15 protein-coding genes are annotated in these 19,772 nt (G+C 63.2%); 12 read left to right on the top strand and 3 right to left on the bottom strand.

What is annotated here, in order from left to right:
- Positions 1–48 precede the first annotated feature (48 nt).
- Genes FJV77_RS06775 through FJV77_RS06765 form a run of 3 tightly spaced genes read left to right on the top strand, consistent with a single transcriptional unit; the run spans position 49 to position 3,312 of the window.
- The gene (locus FJV77_RS06775) at positions 49–1,290 is read left to right on the top strand and encodes an acyl-CoA dehydrogenase family protein (RefSeq protein WP_142866067.1); all 1,242 of its coding nucleotides are present in this window, start codon (positions 49–51) and stop codon (positions 1,288–1,290) included.
- A 4-nt stretch (positions 1,291–1,294) separates the two neighbouring features.
- The gene (locus FJV77_RS06770) at positions 1,295–2,263 is read left to right on the top strand and encodes an NADPH:quinone oxidoreductase family protein (protein WP_142866066.1); all 969 of its coding nucleotides are present in this window, start codon (positions 1,295–1,297) and stop codon (positions 2,261–2,263) included.
- 11 nt (positions 2,264–2,274) lie between these two features.
- Positions 2,275–3,312, top strand: a complete 1,038-nt coding sequence (locus FJV77_RS06765; RefSeq protein ID WP_142866065.1) for a zinc-binding dehydrogenase — start codon at positions 2,275–2,277, stop codon at positions 3,310–3,312.
- 159 nt (positions 3,313–3,471) lie between these two features.
- On the opposite strand, the gene FJV77_RS06760 is transcribed toward FJV77_RS06765, so the two are convergent.
- The 3 genes from FJV77_RS06760 to FJV77_RS06750 form a co-directional block, all read right to left on the bottom strand.
- Positions 3,472–6,603: an efflux RND transporter permease subunit gene (locus FJV77_RS06760; RefSeq protein ID WP_142866064.1), complete on the bottom strand. Its 3,132-nt coding sequence runs from the start codon at positions 6,601–6,603 to the stop codon at positions 3,472–3,474.
- On the bottom strand, positions 6,600–7,757 hold the full coding sequence (locus FJV77_RS06755; RefSeq protein ID WP_142866063.1) for an efflux RND transporter periplasmic adaptor subunit: 1,158 nt from the start codon (positions 7,755–7,757) through the stop codon (positions 6,600–6,602). Before FJV77_RS06755 ends, FJV77_RS06760 begins: the two co-directional genes overlap by 4 nt.
- Positions 7,758–7,927: 170 nt before the next feature.
- Positions 7,928–8,752, bottom strand: a complete 825-nt coding sequence (locus FJV77_RS06750; protein WP_142866062.1) for a MurR/RpiR family transcriptional regulator — start codon at positions 8,750–8,752, stop codon at positions 7,928–7,930.
- A gap of 144 nt (positions 8,753–8,896) precedes the next feature.
- On the opposite strand from FJV77_RS06750, the gene FJV77_RS06745 reads away from it, so the two are divergent.
- The 9 genes from FJV77_RS06745 (at position 8,897) to FJV77_RS06705 (ending at position 19,727) form a co-directional block, all read left to right on the top strand.
- On the top strand, positions 8,897–9,715 hold the full coding sequence (locus tag FJV77_RS06745; RefSeq protein WP_142866061.1) for an N-formylglutamate amidohydrolase: 819 nt from the start codon (positions 8,897–8,899) through the stop codon (positions 9,713–9,715).
- A gap of 21 nt (positions 9,716–9,736) precedes the next feature.
- Entirely contained in the window at positions 9,737–11,299 is a 1,563-nt protein-coding gene (locus FJV77_RS06740; protein ID WP_142866060.1) for an amino acid permease, read from the top strand.
- Between the two features lie 85 nt (positions 11,300–11,384).
- The gene (locus tag FJV77_RS06735; protein WP_142866059.1) at positions 11,385–12,755 is read left to right on the top strand and encodes a glutamine synthetase family protein; all 1,371 of its coding nucleotides are present in this window, start codon (positions 11,385–11,387) and stop codon (positions 12,753–12,755) included.
- A gap of 183 nt (positions 12,756–12,938) precedes the next feature.
- Positions 12,939–14,327: an aldehyde dehydrogenase family protein gene (locus FJV77_RS06730; RefSeq protein ID WP_142866058.1), complete on the top strand. Its 1,389-nt coding sequence runs from the start codon at positions 12,939–12,941 to the stop codon at positions 14,325–14,327.
- Between the two features lie 18 nt (positions 14,328–14,345).
- Positions 14,346–15,518 carry an iron-containing alcohol dehydrogenase gene (locus FJV77_RS06725; RefSeq protein ID WP_142866057.1) on the top strand — a complete coding sequence of 391 codons (1,173 nt, stop codon included), beginning with the start codon at positions 14,346–14,348 and terminating at the stop codon, positions 15,516–15,518.
- Between the two features lie 243 nt (positions 15,519–15,761).
- Complete coding sequence (locus FJV77_RS06720) at positions 15,762–16,868, top strand: ABC transporter substrate-binding protein (RefSeq protein WP_142866056.1); 1,107 nt, start codon at positions 15,762–15,764, stop codon at positions 16,866–16,868.
- 63 nt (positions 16,869–16,931) lie between these two features.
- On the top strand, positions 16,932–17,846 hold the full coding sequence (locus FJV77_RS06715) for an ABC transporter permease subunit (RefSeq protein WP_112559240.1): 915 nt from the start codon (positions 16,932–16,934) through the stop codon (positions 17,844–17,846).
- On the top strand, positions 17,843–18,634 hold the full coding sequence (locus FJV77_RS06710) for an ABC transporter permease (protein WP_112559241.1): 792 nt from the start codon (positions 17,843–17,845) through the stop codon (positions 18,632–18,634). Before FJV77_RS06715 ends, FJV77_RS06710 begins: the two co-directional genes overlap by 4 nt.
- Before the next feature lie 28 nt (positions 18,635–18,662).
- Entirely contained in the window at positions 18,663–19,727 is a 1,065-nt protein-coding gene (locus tag FJV77_RS06705) for an ABC transporter ATP-binding protein (protein ID WP_142866055.1), read from the top strand.
- Positions 19,728–19,772: the final 45 nt, after the last annotated feature.

The raw sequence follows: 19,772 nt of genomic DNA, 5'->3' as shown, positions 1-19,772 counted from the left end.
CATCCTTGCCACGGATAAATGTCCAGCCATCATGGAGGTTAGCGAGCGATGAGCGACATGACTCTCGGCATGACCGAGCGGCTGAAGCCGATCCACGCCCGCGTCGCCGCCATGGTGCGCGACGAGATCATGCCGCTCGACCATGAATTTCTGAGCGAGGTCGGCAAGGCCGGCGACCGCTGGGTCTACACAGCGCGGCAGACCGAAATTCTCGAAGGGTTGAAGAACAAGGCCAGGGAGCGCGGCCTGTGGAATTTCTGGCTGACCGGCTCCGAGCGTGGCTATGGGCTCTCGACCGTCGAGTATGCCTATCTCGCCGAGGAGATGGGCAAGGCGCATCTCGGCGCCGAGACCTTCAACTGCTCGGCACCCGACACCGGTAATATGGAGGTGCTGGAGCGCTACGGTTCGGCCGATCACAAGCAGGCGTGGCTGGCACCGCTGCTCGAAGGCAGGATTCGCTCGGCCTATCTGATGACCGAGCCGGATGTCGCCTCCTCCGACGCCACCAACATCGCCATGCGCTGCGAACGGCAAGGCGACGACTATGTTCTGAACGGCGAGAAATGGTGGGCGTCCGGCGCCGGCGATCCGCGCTGCGCCATCTATATCGTCATGGTCCGAACCGGCAGCACGGCCGAGCCGCAGCATCGCCGCCATTCGATGATCCTGGTGCCGTCCGACACAAAGGGGGTGACAAAACTTCGGCCGATGCACGTCTATGGCGACGACGACGCGCCGCATGGTCACATGCATCTTCGCTTCGACAATGTCAGGGTGCCGGCCTCCAACCTGATCCTCGGCGAGGGCAGGGGCTTCGAGATCGCGCAAGGCAGGCTCGGGCCCGGCCGCATCCACCACTGCATGCGCGCCATCGGCCAGGCCGAAATGGCGCTGGAGATGCTGTGCCAGCGCTCCGTCCGGCGCGAGGCGTTCGGCCAACCCTTGGCGAAGCTCGGCGCCAATTTCGACATCATTGCCGAATGCCGCATGGAGATCGAGATGGCGCGGTTGCTCTGCCTGAAAGCGGCGTGGATGATCGATCAGGGCGATGCGCGTGCCGCCGCCCCCTGGATCAGCCAGATCAAGGTCATTGCACCGCGCGTCGCGCTCAAGGTCACCGACGAGGCCGTGCAGATGTTCGGCGCGCAAGGCATCAGCCAGGACACGCCGCTGGCGCGCTCGTGGACGCATCTGAGAACCCTGCGCCTCGCCGATGGACCCGACGCGGTGCACCGCCGGCAAGTGGCGCGGACCGAGCTCAGGAAATACACGCAGGAAAAGGTGTGACGGCATGAAAGCCATCATCGCCCGCGATTTCGCTCCGCTCGACCAGCTCGTCTATGGCGACTGGCCGGAGCCGGAGGCCAAAGGCAATACGGTCGTCATCGAGGCCGAGGCGATCGGCGTCAACTATCCCGACGGCCTGCTGGTTCAGGGCCTCTACCAGATGAAGCCGCCGCTGCCCTTCGTGCCCGGCATGGAGGTCGCGGGACGGGTGATCGCTGTCGGGCCGGGCGTGAAATCGGTCAAGGTCGGCGACCGCGCCGCCGCACTCTCGACCCATGGCAGCTATGCCGAACGGGTGGGTGCCGCCGAACCCTTCGTCATGCCGCTGCCGCCTGATATGCCCGCCACTGATGCCTGCGCGCTGCTGGCCGGCTACGGCACGTCGCATTATGCGCTGAAGCAGCGCGGGGAGCTTAGGGGAGGCGAGACGCTCTGCGTGCTGGGCGCGGCCGGTGCCACCGGTATTGCCGCCATCCAGATCGGCAAGGCGCTTGGCGCGCGAGTCATCGGTGTCGCCTCGTCGGAGGAAAAGCGCCGCATTGCCGCCGAAGCCGGCGCCGATATCGCACTCGGCTACGACAATCTCAAGGAGGCGCTGAAAGAGGTCACCGGCGGCAAGGGCGTCGATGTCGGCTTCGATCCGGTCGGCGGCGAAACCTTCGACGTGCTCGCCCGCTCGATGGCGTGGAACGGCCGCCTGCTGGTCATCGGCTTTGCCTCGGGCACCATCCCGCAATTCCCGGTCAACCTGGCGCTGGTCAAGGGCTTTTCGGTCGTTGGCGTGTTCTGGGGCGCGTTCACCGCCAAGGAGCCGCGTGTCTACGCCGACAATATGAAGGAGCTTGTCGGCTGGTATCTCGCCGGCAAGGTCCGGCCGGTGATCGAAGGCACGTATCCGCTGGCCGACGCCGCCGCTGTGCTGACACGCGTGCTGGGCCGCGGCGCATCCGGCAAGCTCATCCTCAAACCTTAAGGAGCCCCGCCATGGCCATCCCCTCCGAAATGAAAGCGCTGCTGCTCACCGGCGACGGCTATACCAGGACGCCGACTGGCAGCGTGCTGGAGGCGATGGAGCCTTATCTTACGCCGGGCAGCATCGGCGTGCCGGCGCCCGGACCGAGCCAGGTGCTGATCAAGGTCAGCCTCGCTTCGATCAATCCGTCCGACGTTGCCTTCATCAAGGGCCAGTACGGCCAGCCGCGGGTAAAAGGCCAGCCGGCCGGTTTCGAGGGCGTCGGCACGGTCGTTGCCAGTGGCGACGAGCCCTATGCCAAAAGCCTCATCGGCAAGCGCATCGCCTTTGCCACCGGCGTCACAAACTGGGGCTCGTGGGCAGAATATGCGGTCGCCGAAGCTGCCGGTTGCATCCCGCTGCTCGACACGGTTCGCGACGAGGACGGTGCGGCGTTGATCGTCAATCCACTGACGGCGCTCGCCATGTTCGACATCGTCAAGGAGGCCGGCGAAAAAGCCTTCATCATGACCGCCGGCGCCAGCCAGCTGTGCAAGCTGATCGCGGGGCTGGCCAAGGAGGAAGGGTATCGGCCGATCGTCACCGTTCGCCGTGAAGAGCAGATCCCGCTCTTGAAGGAGATCGGTGCCGCGCATGTGCTCAACGAGAAGGCGCCTGATTTCAGGGCGGCGCTGCGCGAGGTGGTCAAGGCCGAACAGCCGTGCATTTTCCTCGACGCGGTGACCGGGCCGCTGGCGTCGGCCATCTTCGACGCCATGCCGAAGCGCTCGCGTTGGATCATCTATGGCCGGCTCGACCCCGACACGACTGTCATCCGCGAGCCCGGCCAACTGATCTTCCAGCACAAGCACATTGAGGGATTCTGGCTGGTCGAATGGATGCGACAGTTCCGCGACAGACGCGGCCCGGCCATCATGGAAGCGCAGAAGCGCTTTTCCGACGGGCGCTGGTCGACGGATGTGACGGCAGTGCTGCCGCTGGACGAGGCGATGGCGAAGGTGCCGCTCGAACTGGCCAAGCCGAACGGGAAGGTGTTTTTGAAGCCGTGACGCTCTTACCCTCCCCCTTGTGGGGAGGGTCGGCCCGCAAAGCGGGTCGGGGTGGGGGTCTGGCTCGGATGGCCGAAATGATCTCTCCGACGGTTGGCGCTGCACCCCCACCCCGGACCTGCGGTCCGACCCTCCCCACAAGGGGGAGGGTGAGGGGCGCTACTCCGCCGGCTCCACATTCGTATACGCCGCTTCCTCCAGCTCGCGCTTGAGCCTTGCCTCCTCATGCGTCTTCGGCGTGACGAAGCGGCCGAGCAGGAGATAGGCGACCGGGGTTAGGAACAGCGTCGAGACGGTGGCGAGGCCAAGGCCGCCGACGATGACCCAGCCGAGCGCGATGCGCGCCTCGGCGCCGGCGCCGGCGGCCAGCACCAGCGGCACGCCGCCAAGGATGGTGCAGATCATTGTCATCATCACCGGACGCAGGCGGATGATCGAGGCCTGCTCGATCGCTTCGCGCACGCCGAGCCCCCGGTCGCGCAACTGGTTGGCGAATTCGACGATGAGGATGCCGTTCTTGGCCATGACGCCGACCAAAAGCACCAGGCCAATCTGGCTGTAGGCGTTGAGGCTGGTGCCGGACAGCAGCAGCGCAAAAATCGCGCAGGCAAGGCCGAGCGGTACCGTCGCCATGATGATGACGGCGCTGACGAAGCTTTCGAACTGGGCGGCAAGCACCAGAAGGATGATCACCAGCGCGAAGCCGAAGATGGTGACCATGGCGCTGTTTGTTTCGCCCAGCGTCGCGGCTTCGGCCAGCGGCAGGATGCGGCCGCCCGGCGGCAGCAGCGGCGTGGCGATCTGCTCGGCGACGCCGAGCGCATCGCCGAGCGCGAAATTGCCGGCGAGATTAGAGGTGATCGCCACCGAGGGCTGCTGCTGTTCGCGCGTCAGCGACGGCGGCACGGCGCGCTCGGTCAGCGTGGCGATGGTCGACATCGGCACGAAGCGGCCGTCGGCGGTCTTCAGGAAGATGTTTTCGAGATCGGTCGGATCGTTGATCGGGTTGGTGGTCGAGACCAGCTTCACGCCGTAGCTGCGGTCGGCGATGTAGACGTCGACGACATCATTGCCGTCGAGCATCGCCTGCAGCGTGTTGGCGAGCCCGGTGATGTCGATGCCGAGGTCGGAGGCGCGCTCGCGGTCGATGGCCACGGCAAGTTGCGGCTGCGTCGGGTCGACGGAAAGGCGCGGGTTCTGGAAGCGTGGGTCGGCCTGCATCTGGGCGATGATCTTTACCGCGGCGCCGCCCAGCGCCTTGCGGTCGTTGCCGACCAGCGCGAATTGCAGGCCGTTGCCGGCGCCTCTGATGCCGAGGCTGTTGGCCTGCACCGGGAAGATGCGCACGGATGGCACCTGCCGGGTCAGCTGGGTGATCTCGGCCATGATCTCCTGCTGGCTGCGCGCGCGTTCGTCCCATGGCGCTAGCGTCATCACCATGAAGCCTGAGTTATAGGCGCCGTTCTGGCCGGCATTTTCGAAGGTGGAGACGATCTCGCCGGAATCGCGCAGCGGCTGGATCAGCCGCTCGATCTTCTGCATCTGCTGAGCGGTGTAATCGAGGCTGACGCCTTGCGGCGCGTTGATGCGCAAAAGCACGACGGCGCGGTCCTCGCTCGGCGTCAGCTCCTGGCGGATGGTACCGAACAGAGTGAAGGCGGTGGCGGCGAACAGCACCGCGACCAGAAGCACGATCCACGGCGCGCCGAGGCAGGCATGCAGGCCGCGCTTGTAGGCTGAATTCAGCGCACCGCCGATGCGGGCGCCAGTGCCGTGGCCGCCTTCGTGATGGAGCGATGCGCCGGTCAGCATGCGCGACGCCAGCATCGGACACAGCGTCAGCGCTACCACGCAGGAGAGCAGCACCGACATGGCGAGCACGAAGCCGAATTCGCGAAACAGGCCGCCGGTCTGTCCGGGCAGGAAGGAGATCGGCACGAAGACGGCGACCAGCGTCAGCGTCGTGGCGATGACAGCAAAAAACACTTCCTGGGCGCCGAGCACGGCGGCAGCGCGGGGACCCATGCCTTCGTTGCGCCGTCGCACGATGTTTTCCAGAACGACGATGGCGTCGTCGACGACCAGGCCTGTCGCCAGCACCAGCGCCAGCAAGGTCAGGATGTTGATCGAAAAGCCGGCGAGATAGATGGCGGCGATGGTGCCGATCATGGCGACCGGCATCGACAGGCCGGGGATCAGCGTCGCGCGCCAGTCGAGCAGGAAGATGTAGATGACGATCAGCACCATCGAGATCGACAGGCCGAGCGCGATCTCGACCTCGTGCACGGCGCCGTTGACGAAGACGGCGTCGTCGCTGGTGATCTTGATCGACATGCCCTTGGGCAGGTTTTCCTGCAGCGTGGCGACGGCCGCCTTCACGCCGGTGGAAATATCCAGCGTGTTCGATTCCGCCTGGCGGATGATGCCAAGGCCGATGCCGGTCTTGCCGTCGGAGCGCAATGAGGTCTGGCCGATGTCGGGGCCGAGCGTGACGGTGGCGACGTCGCGGATGCGCGTCGTGCCGCCGATGATGATGTTTTCGAACTCTTCCGGCGTCGTCACATCGGCTGTGGTGCGAACGATCAAGTCCTGGTTGGTGGTGGTGATCGAACCGGCCAGCGAATCGAAGGCCACAGAGCCAAGTGCCGCCCTCAAATCGGCGACGGTGAAGCCTAGGCTCGCCAGCTTGTTCTGGTCGACATCGATGCGGAAGATTTTGTCGCGATCACCATAGACCTGGACGTCGGCGACGCCCGGCACGGCGGCCAGTTCGTCCTCGATCTGGTCCTGGACGATCACCGTCATGTCCTGCACCGACATGCTATCGGAGGTGACGGCCAGCCGCATCACCGGATCGGAGTTGGCGTCGGCCTTGACGATGCGCGGCGGATCGGCGGTGTCCGGCATCTGGTTGGCGACACGGCCGACGGCGTCGCGCACATCGGAGGCGGCGACGTTCAGATCGACGCCGTCATTGAACTCGATGGTGACGCGGCTCTGGCCGAAGGAGGAGGTCGACGAGATCGACTTGACGCCGGAGACACGCGCGACCGCGCCCTCGATGGTGTCGGTCAGCTCACGGTCGACCGTTTCGGCGGCAGCTCCTTCGAACGCCGTCGACACCGTGACGACGGCGCGGTCGACATCGGGCAGTTCGCGGATCTCGACGCCGTAGAAGGCGGCAAGACCGGCAACGGCAATCAGCGTGTTGAGCACGAAGGCCATGACCGGCCTGCGGATGAAGAGCGCGGTGAAGCCGGTTTCGCTGGCGGCGTTGGCGGGTCCGGTCATGAGCCTTCGGCGGCGTTGGCGGCACGCTGGCCGGCGATGCGGACCTCACCGCCTTCGCTGACGCTCTGCGTGCCTTCGGTGACCACCATGTCGCCATCCTCGATCTCAGCGTCGATCAGCACGGTCTCGGTGTTGCGCTGGATGATGCGCACGGGAACGCGTCTGGCCTTGCCATCCGCGATTTGCCAGACATAGGCGCCGTCGGAGCCCCACAGGATCGCCAGCGGACTGACCGCCGGATAGGTGTCGCCGGCAAAGCGCATGGTGATACCGAACGACATGCCGGCGCGCAGCGAGTCCGCCGGATTGGCGATCGCCGCCTTGACCAGAAGGGTGCGGCTCTTGTCGTCGATATGATTGTCGATGGCCGACACCGTGCCGGTATAGGCTTTGCTCGGATTGGCGATCGGTGTCGCCGTCAGCTGCGCGCCGACCTTGACGGCGGCGGCAAAGCGCTCCGGCACCAGGAACTCGACCAGGATGGAAGAGCGATCGTCGAGCGTGGCGATCGCCGACTGGCTGGTCACATAATTGCCGGCCGATATCGGCAGGATGCCGACCGTGCCGGCGATGGGTGCTACGATCGAGCGTCGCTGCAAGGCGAGTTCGGCATCGCTGAGCGCCAGTTTGGCGCCGGCAAGCACCACTTCGGCATCGGCGACGGCAACAGGTGTTGCGGCATTGGAGGCCCTCAGCGATTTCACCCGCTCGAGTTTGGCCTGGGCATCCTGCAAAGCGAGCTTGGCGCGATCCTGGGAGATCACCTCGGTTTCGGAATCGAGGACGGCGATGATCTGTCCCTTGTCGACACGGGTGCCGGACTGGACGAGAAATTCAACGAGACGGCCCGAACTGTAAGGGTTGACTGTCACCGAAGCGTTGGCACGGCCTGTTCCGATCGCCTGCAGGCGATCGTTGATGGTTGCGGTGCCCGCCGGCAAGACAGCGACATTGGCCGGCCGCCCGGCGGCGTTGCGGCCGCCTGCCTGTTTCGTCGTGTCGACTGCGCCGGTCGTGGCGGGTGCCGAGGCATAGGCCCAGTCGATGCCCCAGCGTGCCAGAACCTCCGGCGCGCCGGGGAAGAAGCGCGCCCAGGCGGCTGCGGCCGCGACCAGGACCACAAGCGCAAAAACAATCTGTTTCCAGGCGGCCATCGGCACTCCGGTTGGCAAAACGTCTTCCGGTTTCCCCAAGCAAAAAACACGCAGCGACGCACCCGGTACGTGCGAAGCCACGGCAATATCAGGGCTTTATGGCAATTCTGCCGCGGCCATGCACATTAAATCTGCGTAACGTTGCGCGCTTGAGGCCGGGAATGAGGCTGTCAGCGCAGTCCTTCCAGATCACGGATGCGCTTGGCGCTGTCGGCCTCAAGTTGCCTGGTGACGGCGCCGATCAGCGTCTCGGCGACGACGAACAATGCCGCCGAGGAATCCCAGGCCGAAGGCACCGCGGTGCGTCCGGCGATGACATGGCGGGCGAAGCGGGCGATCGGCGACAGCCACTGGTCGGTGAATAGCACGATCTGCACGCCGCGCTGATGCGCCGTCTCGGCAAAGCGCACCAGGCTGTCCTGGTAGCGCCGTATGTCGAAGATCACCAGCACGTCGCGCTTGCCCATGTCGATCAGCCGGTCGCGCCAGATGCTTTCCTGGCCAGCAAGGTGGTAGACATCGGGCTGGATGATGGCGAGATGGGCGGCCATGTAGCGCGCCAGTGGATCGGTGAAACGGCCGCCGATCAGGAAGGTCTTGCCGCGCCGCTCGGCAAGCCTGGCGGCGATATCGGCAAGCTGCCTGTCGGAGAGATGCCGGAAGGTCTCGCGCATGTTTTCCAGCGTCGCTTCCAGCATCGGCGATATCGCACCGCTTGGGGACGCCGGGTTGAGCGTGCGCGATGCGGGCGACTGCAATTGCGCCGCCAGCTCGTCCTGCAACGCCGACTGGAATTCGGGATAGTTCTGGAACCCCAGCCTGGAGACAAAGCGCAGGATCGTCGGTGACGATACGCCGGCGGCAGCCGAGAACTCGGCGACCGTCTTCAGCCCGATCAGCGGATAATTGGCAATCAGTGTCTGCGCGGCACGGCGCTCACCGGCCGGCATCGTGCCGATGCGGTCCGAAATCAGTTCGGCAATGCTGGAAATCATGGTTTTCCCCACCCTTGGCCCTGTCTACACCGCTTCCCCGAAATCGCGTTTGACAAAGCCGGATAAACTGTATGAAATCATCCACAGGGACGCAATAAGGCAAAATACGTAACATAAGATACGGCGCTCCCAGGGGACGACAGTATGGAGAGAGCACGGCCCGCCAGCCTTGCATCGTCTGATACCGTAGGGGTGACGAACCCCGGCGGGTCCAGCCCTTTCGTGCTGACCTGCGACCACGCTTCCAATTTCCTGCCGGCTGAATTCGGCACGCTGGGCCTGCCCGCCGAAGATCTTTCCCGCCACATCGCTTGGGACCCGGGCGCGTTGCCGGTCGCCAGCCGCATGGCTGAAGCGCTCGATGCGACGCTCATCGAAACACGGATCTCGCGCCTCATCGTCGACTGCAACCGTCCGCTCGATGCGCCCGACCTGGTGCCGCCAATCAGCGAGACGACGATCATTCCCGGCAATGCCGGCCTGTCGGACAGTGAACGCGCCGAGCGCATCGCCCTGTCGTGGCGACCGTTCCATGACACGATCGCCAACATCATCGACGACCGGCTGGCGCGCGGGCAGGAGATGCGGCTGGTGTCGGTGCATTCGTTCACCCCGGTCTACAAGGGCAGGAACCGGCCCTGGCATATCGGCATCATCCATGATGACGACCGCCGGCTGGCGTCGCCGCTGATAGCGGCGCTGCAGCGTCTCGCCGGCGTCACCGTCGGCATCAATGAACCCTATTCGCCGGCCGACCGCGTGTATTTCACTTTGGAGCGCCATGCGCGCTCGCGCGGCCTTGCCTGCGCAATGATCGAAATCCGCAATGACGAAATATCCGGCGAGACCGGGCAGCGGAAATGGGCGGATCTGCTCACAGGCATTTTTCTGGATCTGGAGCCCGAGGCGGCCAGGGGCTCTCGACAACGTGCAATGGGAAAGTCAGTTCAATCGGCCAGCTAAGAACTTAAAAAGGGGACAAAAATGTCAGCGCAAGACTACACGGAAGTCGACAAGAAGGAGGATCTGAAGGTCCTCCACGGAATGGGCTATGCCCAGGAATTGTCGCGAAGCATGAGTCGCTTCTCGAATTTTGCCATCTCGTTCTCGATTATCTGCATCCTCTCGGGTGGTATCAATTCCTTCGCCCAGGCCACGTCGTCGATCGGCGGCGCCGGCGCCGGCATCGGCTGGATCGTCGGCTGTGCCGTCTCCGGATTTTTCGCGCTCGCCATGGCGCAGATCGCTTCGGCTTTTCCGACCGCCGGCGGTCTCTATCATTGGGCGTCCATTCTGGGGAACCGATTCACCGGCTGGCTCACCGCCTGGCTCAACCTGCTCGGCCTGATCACCGTGCTCGGCGCGATCAATATCGGCACTGCTTTCTTCTTTGTCGGAACGTTCGGCAGCTGGTTCGGCATCACCGGCACGCCGGGCGAGATCGTAGGGTTCGTCGCCTTCATCACCGTGCTGCAGGCGCTGTGCAACCATTTCGGCATCAAGCTGACCGCCATGCTGACGGACGCTTCCGGATTCATCATCCTCGGAACGACAGCGGTACTGATCGTGGCTTGCCTGGTGTTTGCTCCGGCGATCGACATCACGCGGCTGTGGACCTTCACCAACTATTCGGGTGACGCAGGTGGTGGTGTGTTCCCGCAGACCGATTCCATGAGCTACCTCTTCCTGCTGTGCCTGCTTCTGCCGGTCTACACCATCACCGGATATGATGCGTCGGCCCACACGTCGGAAGAGACGCTGAAGGCGGCGCACTCCGTTCCGCGAGCGATCGTCTCGTCCGTGGTCTGGTCCTCGCTAATCGGCTGGGTGATGCTGTGCGCCATCGTTCTGGCGATCCCGGATCTGGCGGCAGGCGCCAAGCAGGGCTGGACCGTGTTCTTCGCAACCATGGACGCGATCCTGCCGGTATGGCTGAAGGAACTGCTTTATCTGGGAATCCTGATAGCCCAGTTCCTGTGCGGTCTCGCCACGGTGACTTCGGCCTCGCGCATGCTGTTTGCCTTCTCTCGCGACGGCGGCATGCCGGTCGGCTCGGCCTCGCTGGCGAAGGTCAGCCCGACCTGGCGCACACCCGTCCATGCGATCTGGACGGCTGCGGCCCTCGAGATCATCTATGTCTTTCTTGCCCAGTTCATTTCGATCGGCGGCACCAACATCTACACCATCGTGGTTAACTCGACGCTGGTGTTCCTGTTCCTATCTTTCATCATTCCGATCGTGCTCGGCATGCTGGCTTTCGGGACGGCGAAATGGCCTAACCCGGGCCCGTGGAATCTCGGCGCCGGGCTGTTCAAGCTGTTTTGCATCCTGTCGGTTATCGGCATGGTGATCATTTTCTACATCGCCATCCAGCCGCCGAACGACAAGGTGCTCTACATCACCTTGGCCTTCATTGTGCTGACCGCCGTGCTTTGGTTTGGTTTCGAGAACCGCCGCTTCCAGGGCCCGCCGATCGGCGATCAGATAGCCAAGCGCCAGGCAGCAATCGCGGCTGCCGAGGTGGCGATAGGCGAGGCCGGCCACTGACACTCCCTATCATGACCATGGCCGGCCTCACGCCGGCCGTGGCTTCATTTACCCCTCAATCGACCAGCGCTGGAGTGCCAAAGGAATGGCCGGAAATTTCTCGTTCGATCAGTTGAAGAAAGCGGTCTCCAATGGCGAGATCGACACTGTGCTCGCCTGCATCGTCGACCTGCAGGGGCGGCTCGCGGGCAAGCGGTTCCTGGCGCAGTATTTCGTCGATTCCGCCCATGACGAGACGCACGGCTGCAACTATCTCCTGGCCGCCGACATCGATATGGAGCCGGTGCCGGGCTACAAGGCGGCAAGCTGGTCGAAGGGCTATGGCGACTTCGTCATGAAGCCGGATCTCGCGACGCTGCGCCGCATTCCGTGGCTGGAAAAGACGGCGCTGGTGATCTGCGACGTGCTCGACCACCACACCCATGACGACCTGCCGCACTCGCCGCGTGCGATCCTGAAGAAGCAGGTCAAGCGGCTCACCGAGCGCGGCTATATCGGCTATTTCGCCTCCGAACTCGAATTCTATCTGTTCAACGAGACCTATGATTCCGCCCGCAAGAAGCACTGGCAGGGTCTCGACACCGCTTCGCCCTATATTGGCGACTACCAGATCGGCATCACCACCAAGGAAGAAGGCGTCATGCGCCGGCTTCGCAACGAGATGGAGGCTGCCGGCATCCCGATCGAAAACTCCAAGGGCGAATGGGGTCCGGGCCAGGAAGAGATCAATGTGCGCTATGCCGAGGCGCTCGACATGGCCGACCGCCACGTCATCCTGAAGAACGGCGCCAAGGAAATCGCCGAGTCCGAAGGCAAGTCGATTTCCTTCATGTCGAAGTACAATTATGGGCTCGCCGGCAATTCCAGCCACATCCACAATTCGCTGTGGAGCGCCGACGGCAAGGCGCCGCTGTTCTTCGACAAAAAGGCGGACTGGACTTTGTCGACGCTCGGCCAGCAATGGGCGGCCGGTCAGCTGAAATACGCCAAGGAGTTCACCTGGTTCCTGGCACCCTACATCAACTCCTACAAGCGCTTCCAGGCCGGCACCTTCGCGCCGACCAAGATCATGTGGAGCGAGGACAACCGCACCGCCGGCTTCCGGCTGTGCGGTGAGGGCACCAAGGGCATCCGCATGGAATGCCGCATCGGTGGCGCCGATCTGAACCCCTACCTCGCCTTCGCGGCGTTGATTGCCGCCGGCCTTGCCGGCATCGATGAAAAGCTGGAACTGCAAAAGCCATTCGTCGGCGACGCCTACCAGGCCTCGCGCCTGCCGGAGATCCCAAAGACCCTGCGCGATGCCACCGAGACGTTGGCCAAGTCGAAGATGCTGAAGCAGGCGCTCGGCGAGGATGTGCTCGAACATTACGTCCACACCGCAAAGTGGGAACAGTTCGAATACGACCGCCGCATTACGGATTGGGAACTGCACAGGGGGTTCGAGCGGTATTAGGGTAGCCCGCGAAACGTCGGCGCTGCCCCTCACCCTTACCCTCTCCCCATGAAGAACGGGGAGAGGGGGCGTCGACGCGGAGCTTTCCCTCTCCCCGTCGCTATACGGGGAGAAGGTGCCGGCAGGCGGATGAGGGGCAGCCAGATGATTTTCGATTTTAAAGAAAGTGCGAGGACTTAAACGATGACCGAAACGGTCAAACTCAAATCCCCCATCGATGGCTCGATCTATGCGGAGCGGCCGATCGCGACCGACCAGGCGATCAATGCCGCGGTCGAGCGCGCCAAGGCGGCGCAGGAGAAGTGGGCGCTGACACCGATCGTAGAGCGCGGCAAATATATGCTGGCGATGCTCGAAGCGTTGGTCGCGATGACCGACGAGATCGTGCCGGAGATCGCCTGGCAGATGGGACGGCCGGTGCGCTATGGCGGCGAGTTCGGCGGCGTTAGGGAACGCACCAACTACATGGTCGAGATCGCTGAGGCTGCACTCAAATCCGTGCCGGCATCCAATCCGAAGGACGGCTTCCGCCGCTATGTGAAGAAGGATCCGCTTGGCGTCGTCATGGTGATCGCGCCTTGGAACTATCCTTATCTGACGGCGGTCAACACTATCGTGCCGGCGCTGATGGCCGGCAACACGGTCATCCTCAAGCACGCCGCGCAGACGCTGCTGGTCGGCGAACGTTTTCAGCAGGCGTTCGACAAGCTGGGCCTGCCCAAGGGCGTGTTCCAGAATGTCGTGCTCAACCATGCCCAGACCGAGAAGCTGCTCGGCTCCGGCAAGATCGACCATGTCAACTTCACCGGCTCGGTCGGTGGCGGCCGCGCCATCGAGAAGGCGGCGGCCGGCACCTTCATGACTCTCGGCCTTGAACTCGGCGGCAAGGACCCGGCCTATGTGCTGCCCGACGCCAAACTCGACCATGCGGTGGCCAATCTGGTCGACGGCGCCTTCTACAATTCCGGCCAGTGCTGCTGCGGCATCGAGCGCGTCTATGTCCACGAGAAGGTCTATGACCAGTTCGTTGAAGGCTTCATCGCCGAAACGAAAAACTATGTCGTCGGTAATCCGCTGGAGCAGGCGACGACAATGGGGCCGATGGCGCAGGCGCGCTTTGCCGACCTGATCCGCGAGCAGAAGGCCGAGGCGCTGCGCAAGGGCGCGGTGGCGCATATCAATATGAAGGTGGCTAACGATAAAGCCGGCTCGCCCTACCTGGCGCCGGAAGTGCTTACCAGTGTCGACCACCAGATGAGCGTCATGCGCGAGGAGAGCTTTGGTCCGATCGTCGGCATCATGAAGGTGCGTAACGATGAAGAGGCGATCGCGCTGATGAATGACAGCCCCTACGGGCTGACTGCTTCGATCTGGACCGGCGACATCGAGCATGCGGTGGCGATCGGCGACCGCGTCGAGACCGGCACCGTCTTCATGAACCGCTGCGACTATCTCGATCCGGCGCTTGTCTGGACCGGCGTCAAGGACACCGGCAAGGGTGTCGCCCTTTCGGCGCTCGGCTACGACAATCTGACCCGGCCGAAATCCTTCCATCTGCGCGAAACCATCTGACTTTTCGAAAGACAAGACATGTCCAAGCTGATCTCCAAATGGAACTACCCGACCACCGTCCGCTTCGGCGCCGGGCGCATCAAGGAATTGCCAGACGTGCTGGCCGCCACCGGCATCAAGCGGCCACTCTTCGTCACCGATCCGGGGTTGGCCAAACTGCCTGTTGTCGCTTCGACCCTAAAGATCCTCGACGACGCCAAGGTGCCCTATGGCGTGTTTTCCGAGGTGAAGCCGAACCCGGTCGATTCCAACCTGACCGCCGGCATCGCCGTGTTCAAGAAAGGCAAGCATGACGGCGTCATCGCCTTCGGTGGTGGCTCGGCGCTCGATCTCGGCAAGCTGATCGCTTTCCAGGCCGGGCAGACGCGGCCGGTCTGGGACTTCGAGGATGTCGGCGACTGGTGGACGCGCGCCAATTCGGATGCCATCGCGCCGATCATTGCCGTGCCGACCACGGCCGGCACCGGCTCGGAAGTCGGCCGCGCCGGCGTCATCACCAATGAGGCGACGCACACCAAGAAGGTCATCTTCCATCCGAAACTTTTGCCGGCAATCGTCATTGCCGACCCGGAACTGTCGGTCGGCATGCCCGGTTTCATCACCGCCGGCACCGGCATGGATGCACTCGCCCACTGTCTCGAAGCCTATTGCGCGCCGGGCTATCATCCGATGGCTGACGGCATTGCCGTCGAAGGTATCCGCCTGGTGTTCGAGAACCTGCCCAAGGCCTATGCCAACGGCAAGGACCTGGTCGCCCGTGCCCATATGATGAGCGCGGCCGCCATGGGCGCCGCCGCCTTCCAGAAGGGGCTTGGCGCAATCCATTCGCTGTCGCACCCGATCGGCGCGCTCTACGACACCCATCACGGCATGACCAATGCGGTGTTCATGCCTTACGTGCTTGCCTTCAACCGGGACTCGATCGAGGAGCGCATCGCCCGGCTCGCCGCCTATTGCGGCATCAAGGGCGGCTTTGACGGCTTCGCTAGGGCGATCATCAAACTGCGCAAGGAGCTCAAGGTGCCGCATGCGCTGCCCGGCCTGATCAAGGGGCTCGACATGGACAAGAAGCGCAAGGGGCTGATCGCCGATATGGCGGTGGTCGATCCGACCGCCGGCGGCAATCCGGTCAAGCTGACCAAGAAGGCGGCGCTGACGCTGCTCGAAAATGCCATTGCCGGCACTGTCTGAGGCGGACTGCGACGCCGGAAAGTTAATCTGGAAAACGAGGGGAAAGGAAAGGGCAAGGGAGCAAGGGACAAGGCGATAACCATTAGCCGGAAAATTAAGTGCGGGCTAATTGCTACAGCCTGTTAAAAAGAGTTAACTTTTTGTGCGCCGGGGGCCAGTTTCAAAAAGCTTTCATCTGGCTGTCACATGAAAAAGATACCGCATCGCAGGCGTCCAGCGACGCCAGTTCAACGGAGAGAACACATGTTCAAGTTCACGGGGAAAGTGCTTTCCCTATCGGCCGTCGCCCTCATGGCGACCTCTGCTATCTCGTCGGCCCAGTCCATGGATGAACTGGTTGCCGCGGCAAAGAAGGAAGGCCAGCTCACCACCATCGCGCTGCCGCATGACTGGTGTGGCTATGGCGCCGTGATCGACGGCTTCAAGGCGAAGTATCCGGAAATCACCGTCAACGAGCTCAACCCCGACGCCGGATCCGGCGACGAAGTCGAGGCGATCAAGGCCAACAAGGACAACAAAGGCCCGCAGGCTCCCGACGTCATCGACGTCGGCCTGTCCTTCGGCCCGACTGCCAAGGCCGACGGCCTTATCCAGGCTTACAAAGTGTCGACCTGGGACTCGATCCCCGACAGTGCCAAGGATGCCGATGGTTTCTGGACCGGCGACTACTACGGCGTGCTGTCCTTCCTGGTGAATAAGGATCTCGTCAAGGAAGCTCCGGCCGACTGGGCCGACTTGCTGAAGCCGGAATTCGCCAACACCGTGGCGCTTGCAGGCGACCCGCGCGCCTCGAACCAGGCCATCCAGGCCGTCTACGCGGCCGGCCTTTCCGGCGGCGCGGCTGCCGGCGAAGCTGCCGGTACCGCCGGCCTCGACTTCTTCAAGAAGCTCAATGCCGCCGGCAATTTCGTGCCGGTCATCGGCAAGCCGGCGACCCTGGCTCAAGGCCAGACGCCGATCCTGGTGACCTGGGACTACAATGCACTTGCCGGTCGCGACACGCTGAAGGGTAATCCGCCCGTCGACGTCGTCGTGCCGAAGACCGGCGTCGTCGCCGGCGTCTACGTGCAGGCTATCAGTGCTTTCGCACCGCATCCGAACGCTGCCAAGCTCTGGCTGGAGTATCTCTACTCCGACGAAGGCCAGATCGGCTGGCTGAAGGGCTATTGCCACCCGATCCGCTTCAACGATCTTGCCAAGAACGGCAAGCTCCCGGCGGACGTGATGGCCAAGCTGCCGCCGGCTGAGGCTTACGCTGCGGCGGTGTTCCCGACGCTGGACGAGCAGGGCAAGGCAAAGGAAGCCGTCACCAAGAACTGGGATGCCGTCGTCGGCGCCAACGTCAAGTAAGGCTTGAAGCCAACCGGGGGGCCTCGCGGCCGCCCGGTTTTCCTCGGAGACGGTAGCCGGCGCATGACAGATCTCTCGCTTTCCGATCACGCAGTCGCCGGGAAGACCGCGCCGCCCAGCGAGGCGCGCGCATTGCGACTGCCGACGCAATGGCTCGGTGTCGCTCCATTTTTCATCTTCGCAATCATGTTCCTGATCTTGCCCACGCTCTATCTGATGCTGGGCGCATTCCAGAACGATGCCGGCGAATTCACGTTCGAAAACATAGCGGCGCTGGCGCAGCCATCGATTGTCGCCGCCTACTGGATCTCGCTCAAGGTCAGCCTTTCCTCGGCGCTGATCGGTGCCTTCGCAGGTCTCGCCATCGCCATCGCGATCGTGCGCGGCGGCCTGCCGGAGTGGATACGTTCGGCAACGCTAACCTTTTCCGGCGTTGCTTCCAATTTCGCCGGCGTACCACTGGCCTTCGCCTTCCTCGCGACACTCGGACGGCTCGGTCTCGCGACGGTACTTCTGAACACGGTGTTCGGCCTCAACATCTACGCACACGGCTTCAACATCCTGTCGTTCTGGGGCCTGACACTGACCTATGTCTATTTCCAGATCCCGCTGATGGTGGTCATCATCACGCCGGCGATCGACGGTTTGAAGAAGGAATGGGGCGAGGCCGCCGCGACGCTCGGCGCCACCCAGGCGCAATACTGGCGCATGGTGGTGATCCCGGTGATCTGGCCAAGCTTCCTCGGCACGGTCATCCTGCTCTTTGCCAATGCCTTCGGCGCCATCGCCACCGCTTATGCGCTGACCGGCTCCTCCCTCAACATCGTGCCGATCCTGCTCTATGCGCAGATCCGCGGCGACGTGCTGCACAATGCTCATCTCGGCTATGCGATCGCCTTCGGCATGATCGTCATCACCGGGCTCGCTAATGTCTTCTACATCTGGTTCCGGACGCGTTCGGAGAGGTGGCTGAAATGAAGTCTGGCAAATTCTGGGCCTGGGTCGTCTTCGCGCTGGGCGCGGCCTATTTCTTCATTCCGCTGATCGCAACCGTGGAATTTTCCATGCGCATGCGGCGCGGCGCCTATTCCTTCGATGCCTATCAGATCGTGCTTGGCGACCCTCGTTTTCAGGCGACCTTTGGCTACTCGGTGCTCGCCGCCGTCTTCACCATCATTCTCGGCGTGTTGATCGTGGTGCCCGCCGCCTACTGGATTCGGCTGCGCCTGCCGCAACTGCGGCCGATCGTCGAGTTTATCACGTTGCTGCCGCTGGTCATTCCGGCCATCGTCATCGTCTTCGGCTATATCAGGATGTACGGTTCGAATTCGCCGCTGCCGTTCCTGGCGACCGACATGGGTACAAATGCCTTGCTGGTCATCGGTTATGCGATGCTGGCGCTGCCCTACATGTACCGCGCCGTCGATACCGGCCTTCGCACCATTGATGTCAGGACGCTGACGGAAGCGGCGCAGATTCTGGGCGCCGGTTGGGGCACGATCATTGGTCGGGTGATCCTGCCCAATGTGCTGATCGCGGTGTTGTCGGGCGCCTTCCTCACGTTCGCCATCGTCATTGGCGAATTCACCATGGCCAGCCTGCTCAACCGACCCGCCTTCGGCCCCTATCTGCAAAACGTTGGCGCCAACCGCGCTTATGAGCCGGCGGCGCTTGCCATCATCGCCTTCGCCATCACCTGGGGCTGCATGTCGCTGATCCAGATCCTGTCCCGGTTCGCGCCGAGATCGGCGAACCGCCCGAACTGATCGACAAAGCTGATCGAAAGAAAAAGCCATGGCCGAACCATTCCTCTCCATCCAGCATGTGCGAAAATCCTTCGGCGCCACCACTGTGGTCGAGGATTTCAATCTCGATGTCGAACCGGGCGAGTTCGTTTCCTTCCTCGGGCCGTCCGGCTGCGGCAAGACCACCGTTCTGCGAATGGTCGCCGGTTTCGAAGAGCCGAGCGCCGGCAAGATCGTGGTTGGCGGCAAGGACATCACAAGGCTAAAGCCCAACCAGCGCAATGTCGGCATGGTGTTCCAGGCCTATGCGCTGTTCCCGAATTTGACGGTGGCGCAGAACATCGGCTTCGGGCTGAAGGTCGCCGGGATGGCCAAGGCAAATATCGATGCCCGCGTCGCCGAGATGCTCGACATCATCAAGCTGCCGCAGATGGCCGACCGCTATCCCTATCAGCTCTCCGGCGGCCAGCAGCAGCGCATTGCGCTGGCGCGAGCGATCGCGCCGAAGCCGAAGCTTTTGCTGCTTGACGAGCCGCTGTCGGCGCTCGACGCCAAGGTGCGCGTGTCGCTGCGCGAGGAAATCCGTTCCATCCAGAAGAAACTTGGCATCACCACCATCTTCGTCACCCATGACCAGGAAGAGGCGCTGTCGATCTCGGACCGTATCGCGGTGATGTATGGCGGCAAGGCCGAGCAGGTCGGCACGCCGTTCGAGATCTACAATCGCCCGGCAACCAAGTTCGTCGCCAATTTCGTCGGCACGCTGAACGTGCTCGAAGGCAAGGTCACCGATGCCGCGGCCGGCACGGTGCAGGTCAACACGCAGGAGGTCTCGCTCAAGGGCAAGCTCAACGGGTCGAAGTCCGGCGACATGCTGTCTCTGGCGCTGCGGCCGGAGGCGATTTCGCTGGGGCGCCAGCCTGGGCGTGACTCCAGCCTGTCAGGCGAAATTTCCGAAGTGCACTTCCTCGGCTCGGTCATCCGGGTTCGCGTCGGCATCGGCGGTAACACGGTCTCGCTCGACACATTCAACAGCCCGGCAACGCCGCCGCCGGCAGTCGGCGAGAAGGCCGAGATATCGTTCTCGTCGAGCGATATGCTGGTGCTGCACTAGGCTGTGCCGATATTCAGGTGAGGCCGGCCTGCAAATGCCGGGTTA

The organism is Mesorhizobium sp. WSM4306, assembly GCF_007003975.1.
Taxonomy (GTDB): Bacteria; Pseudomonadota; Alphaproteobacteria; order Rhizobiales; family Rhizobiaceae; genus Mesorhizobium.
This window is presented reverse-complemented; position numbering and strand designations above follow the sequence as displayed.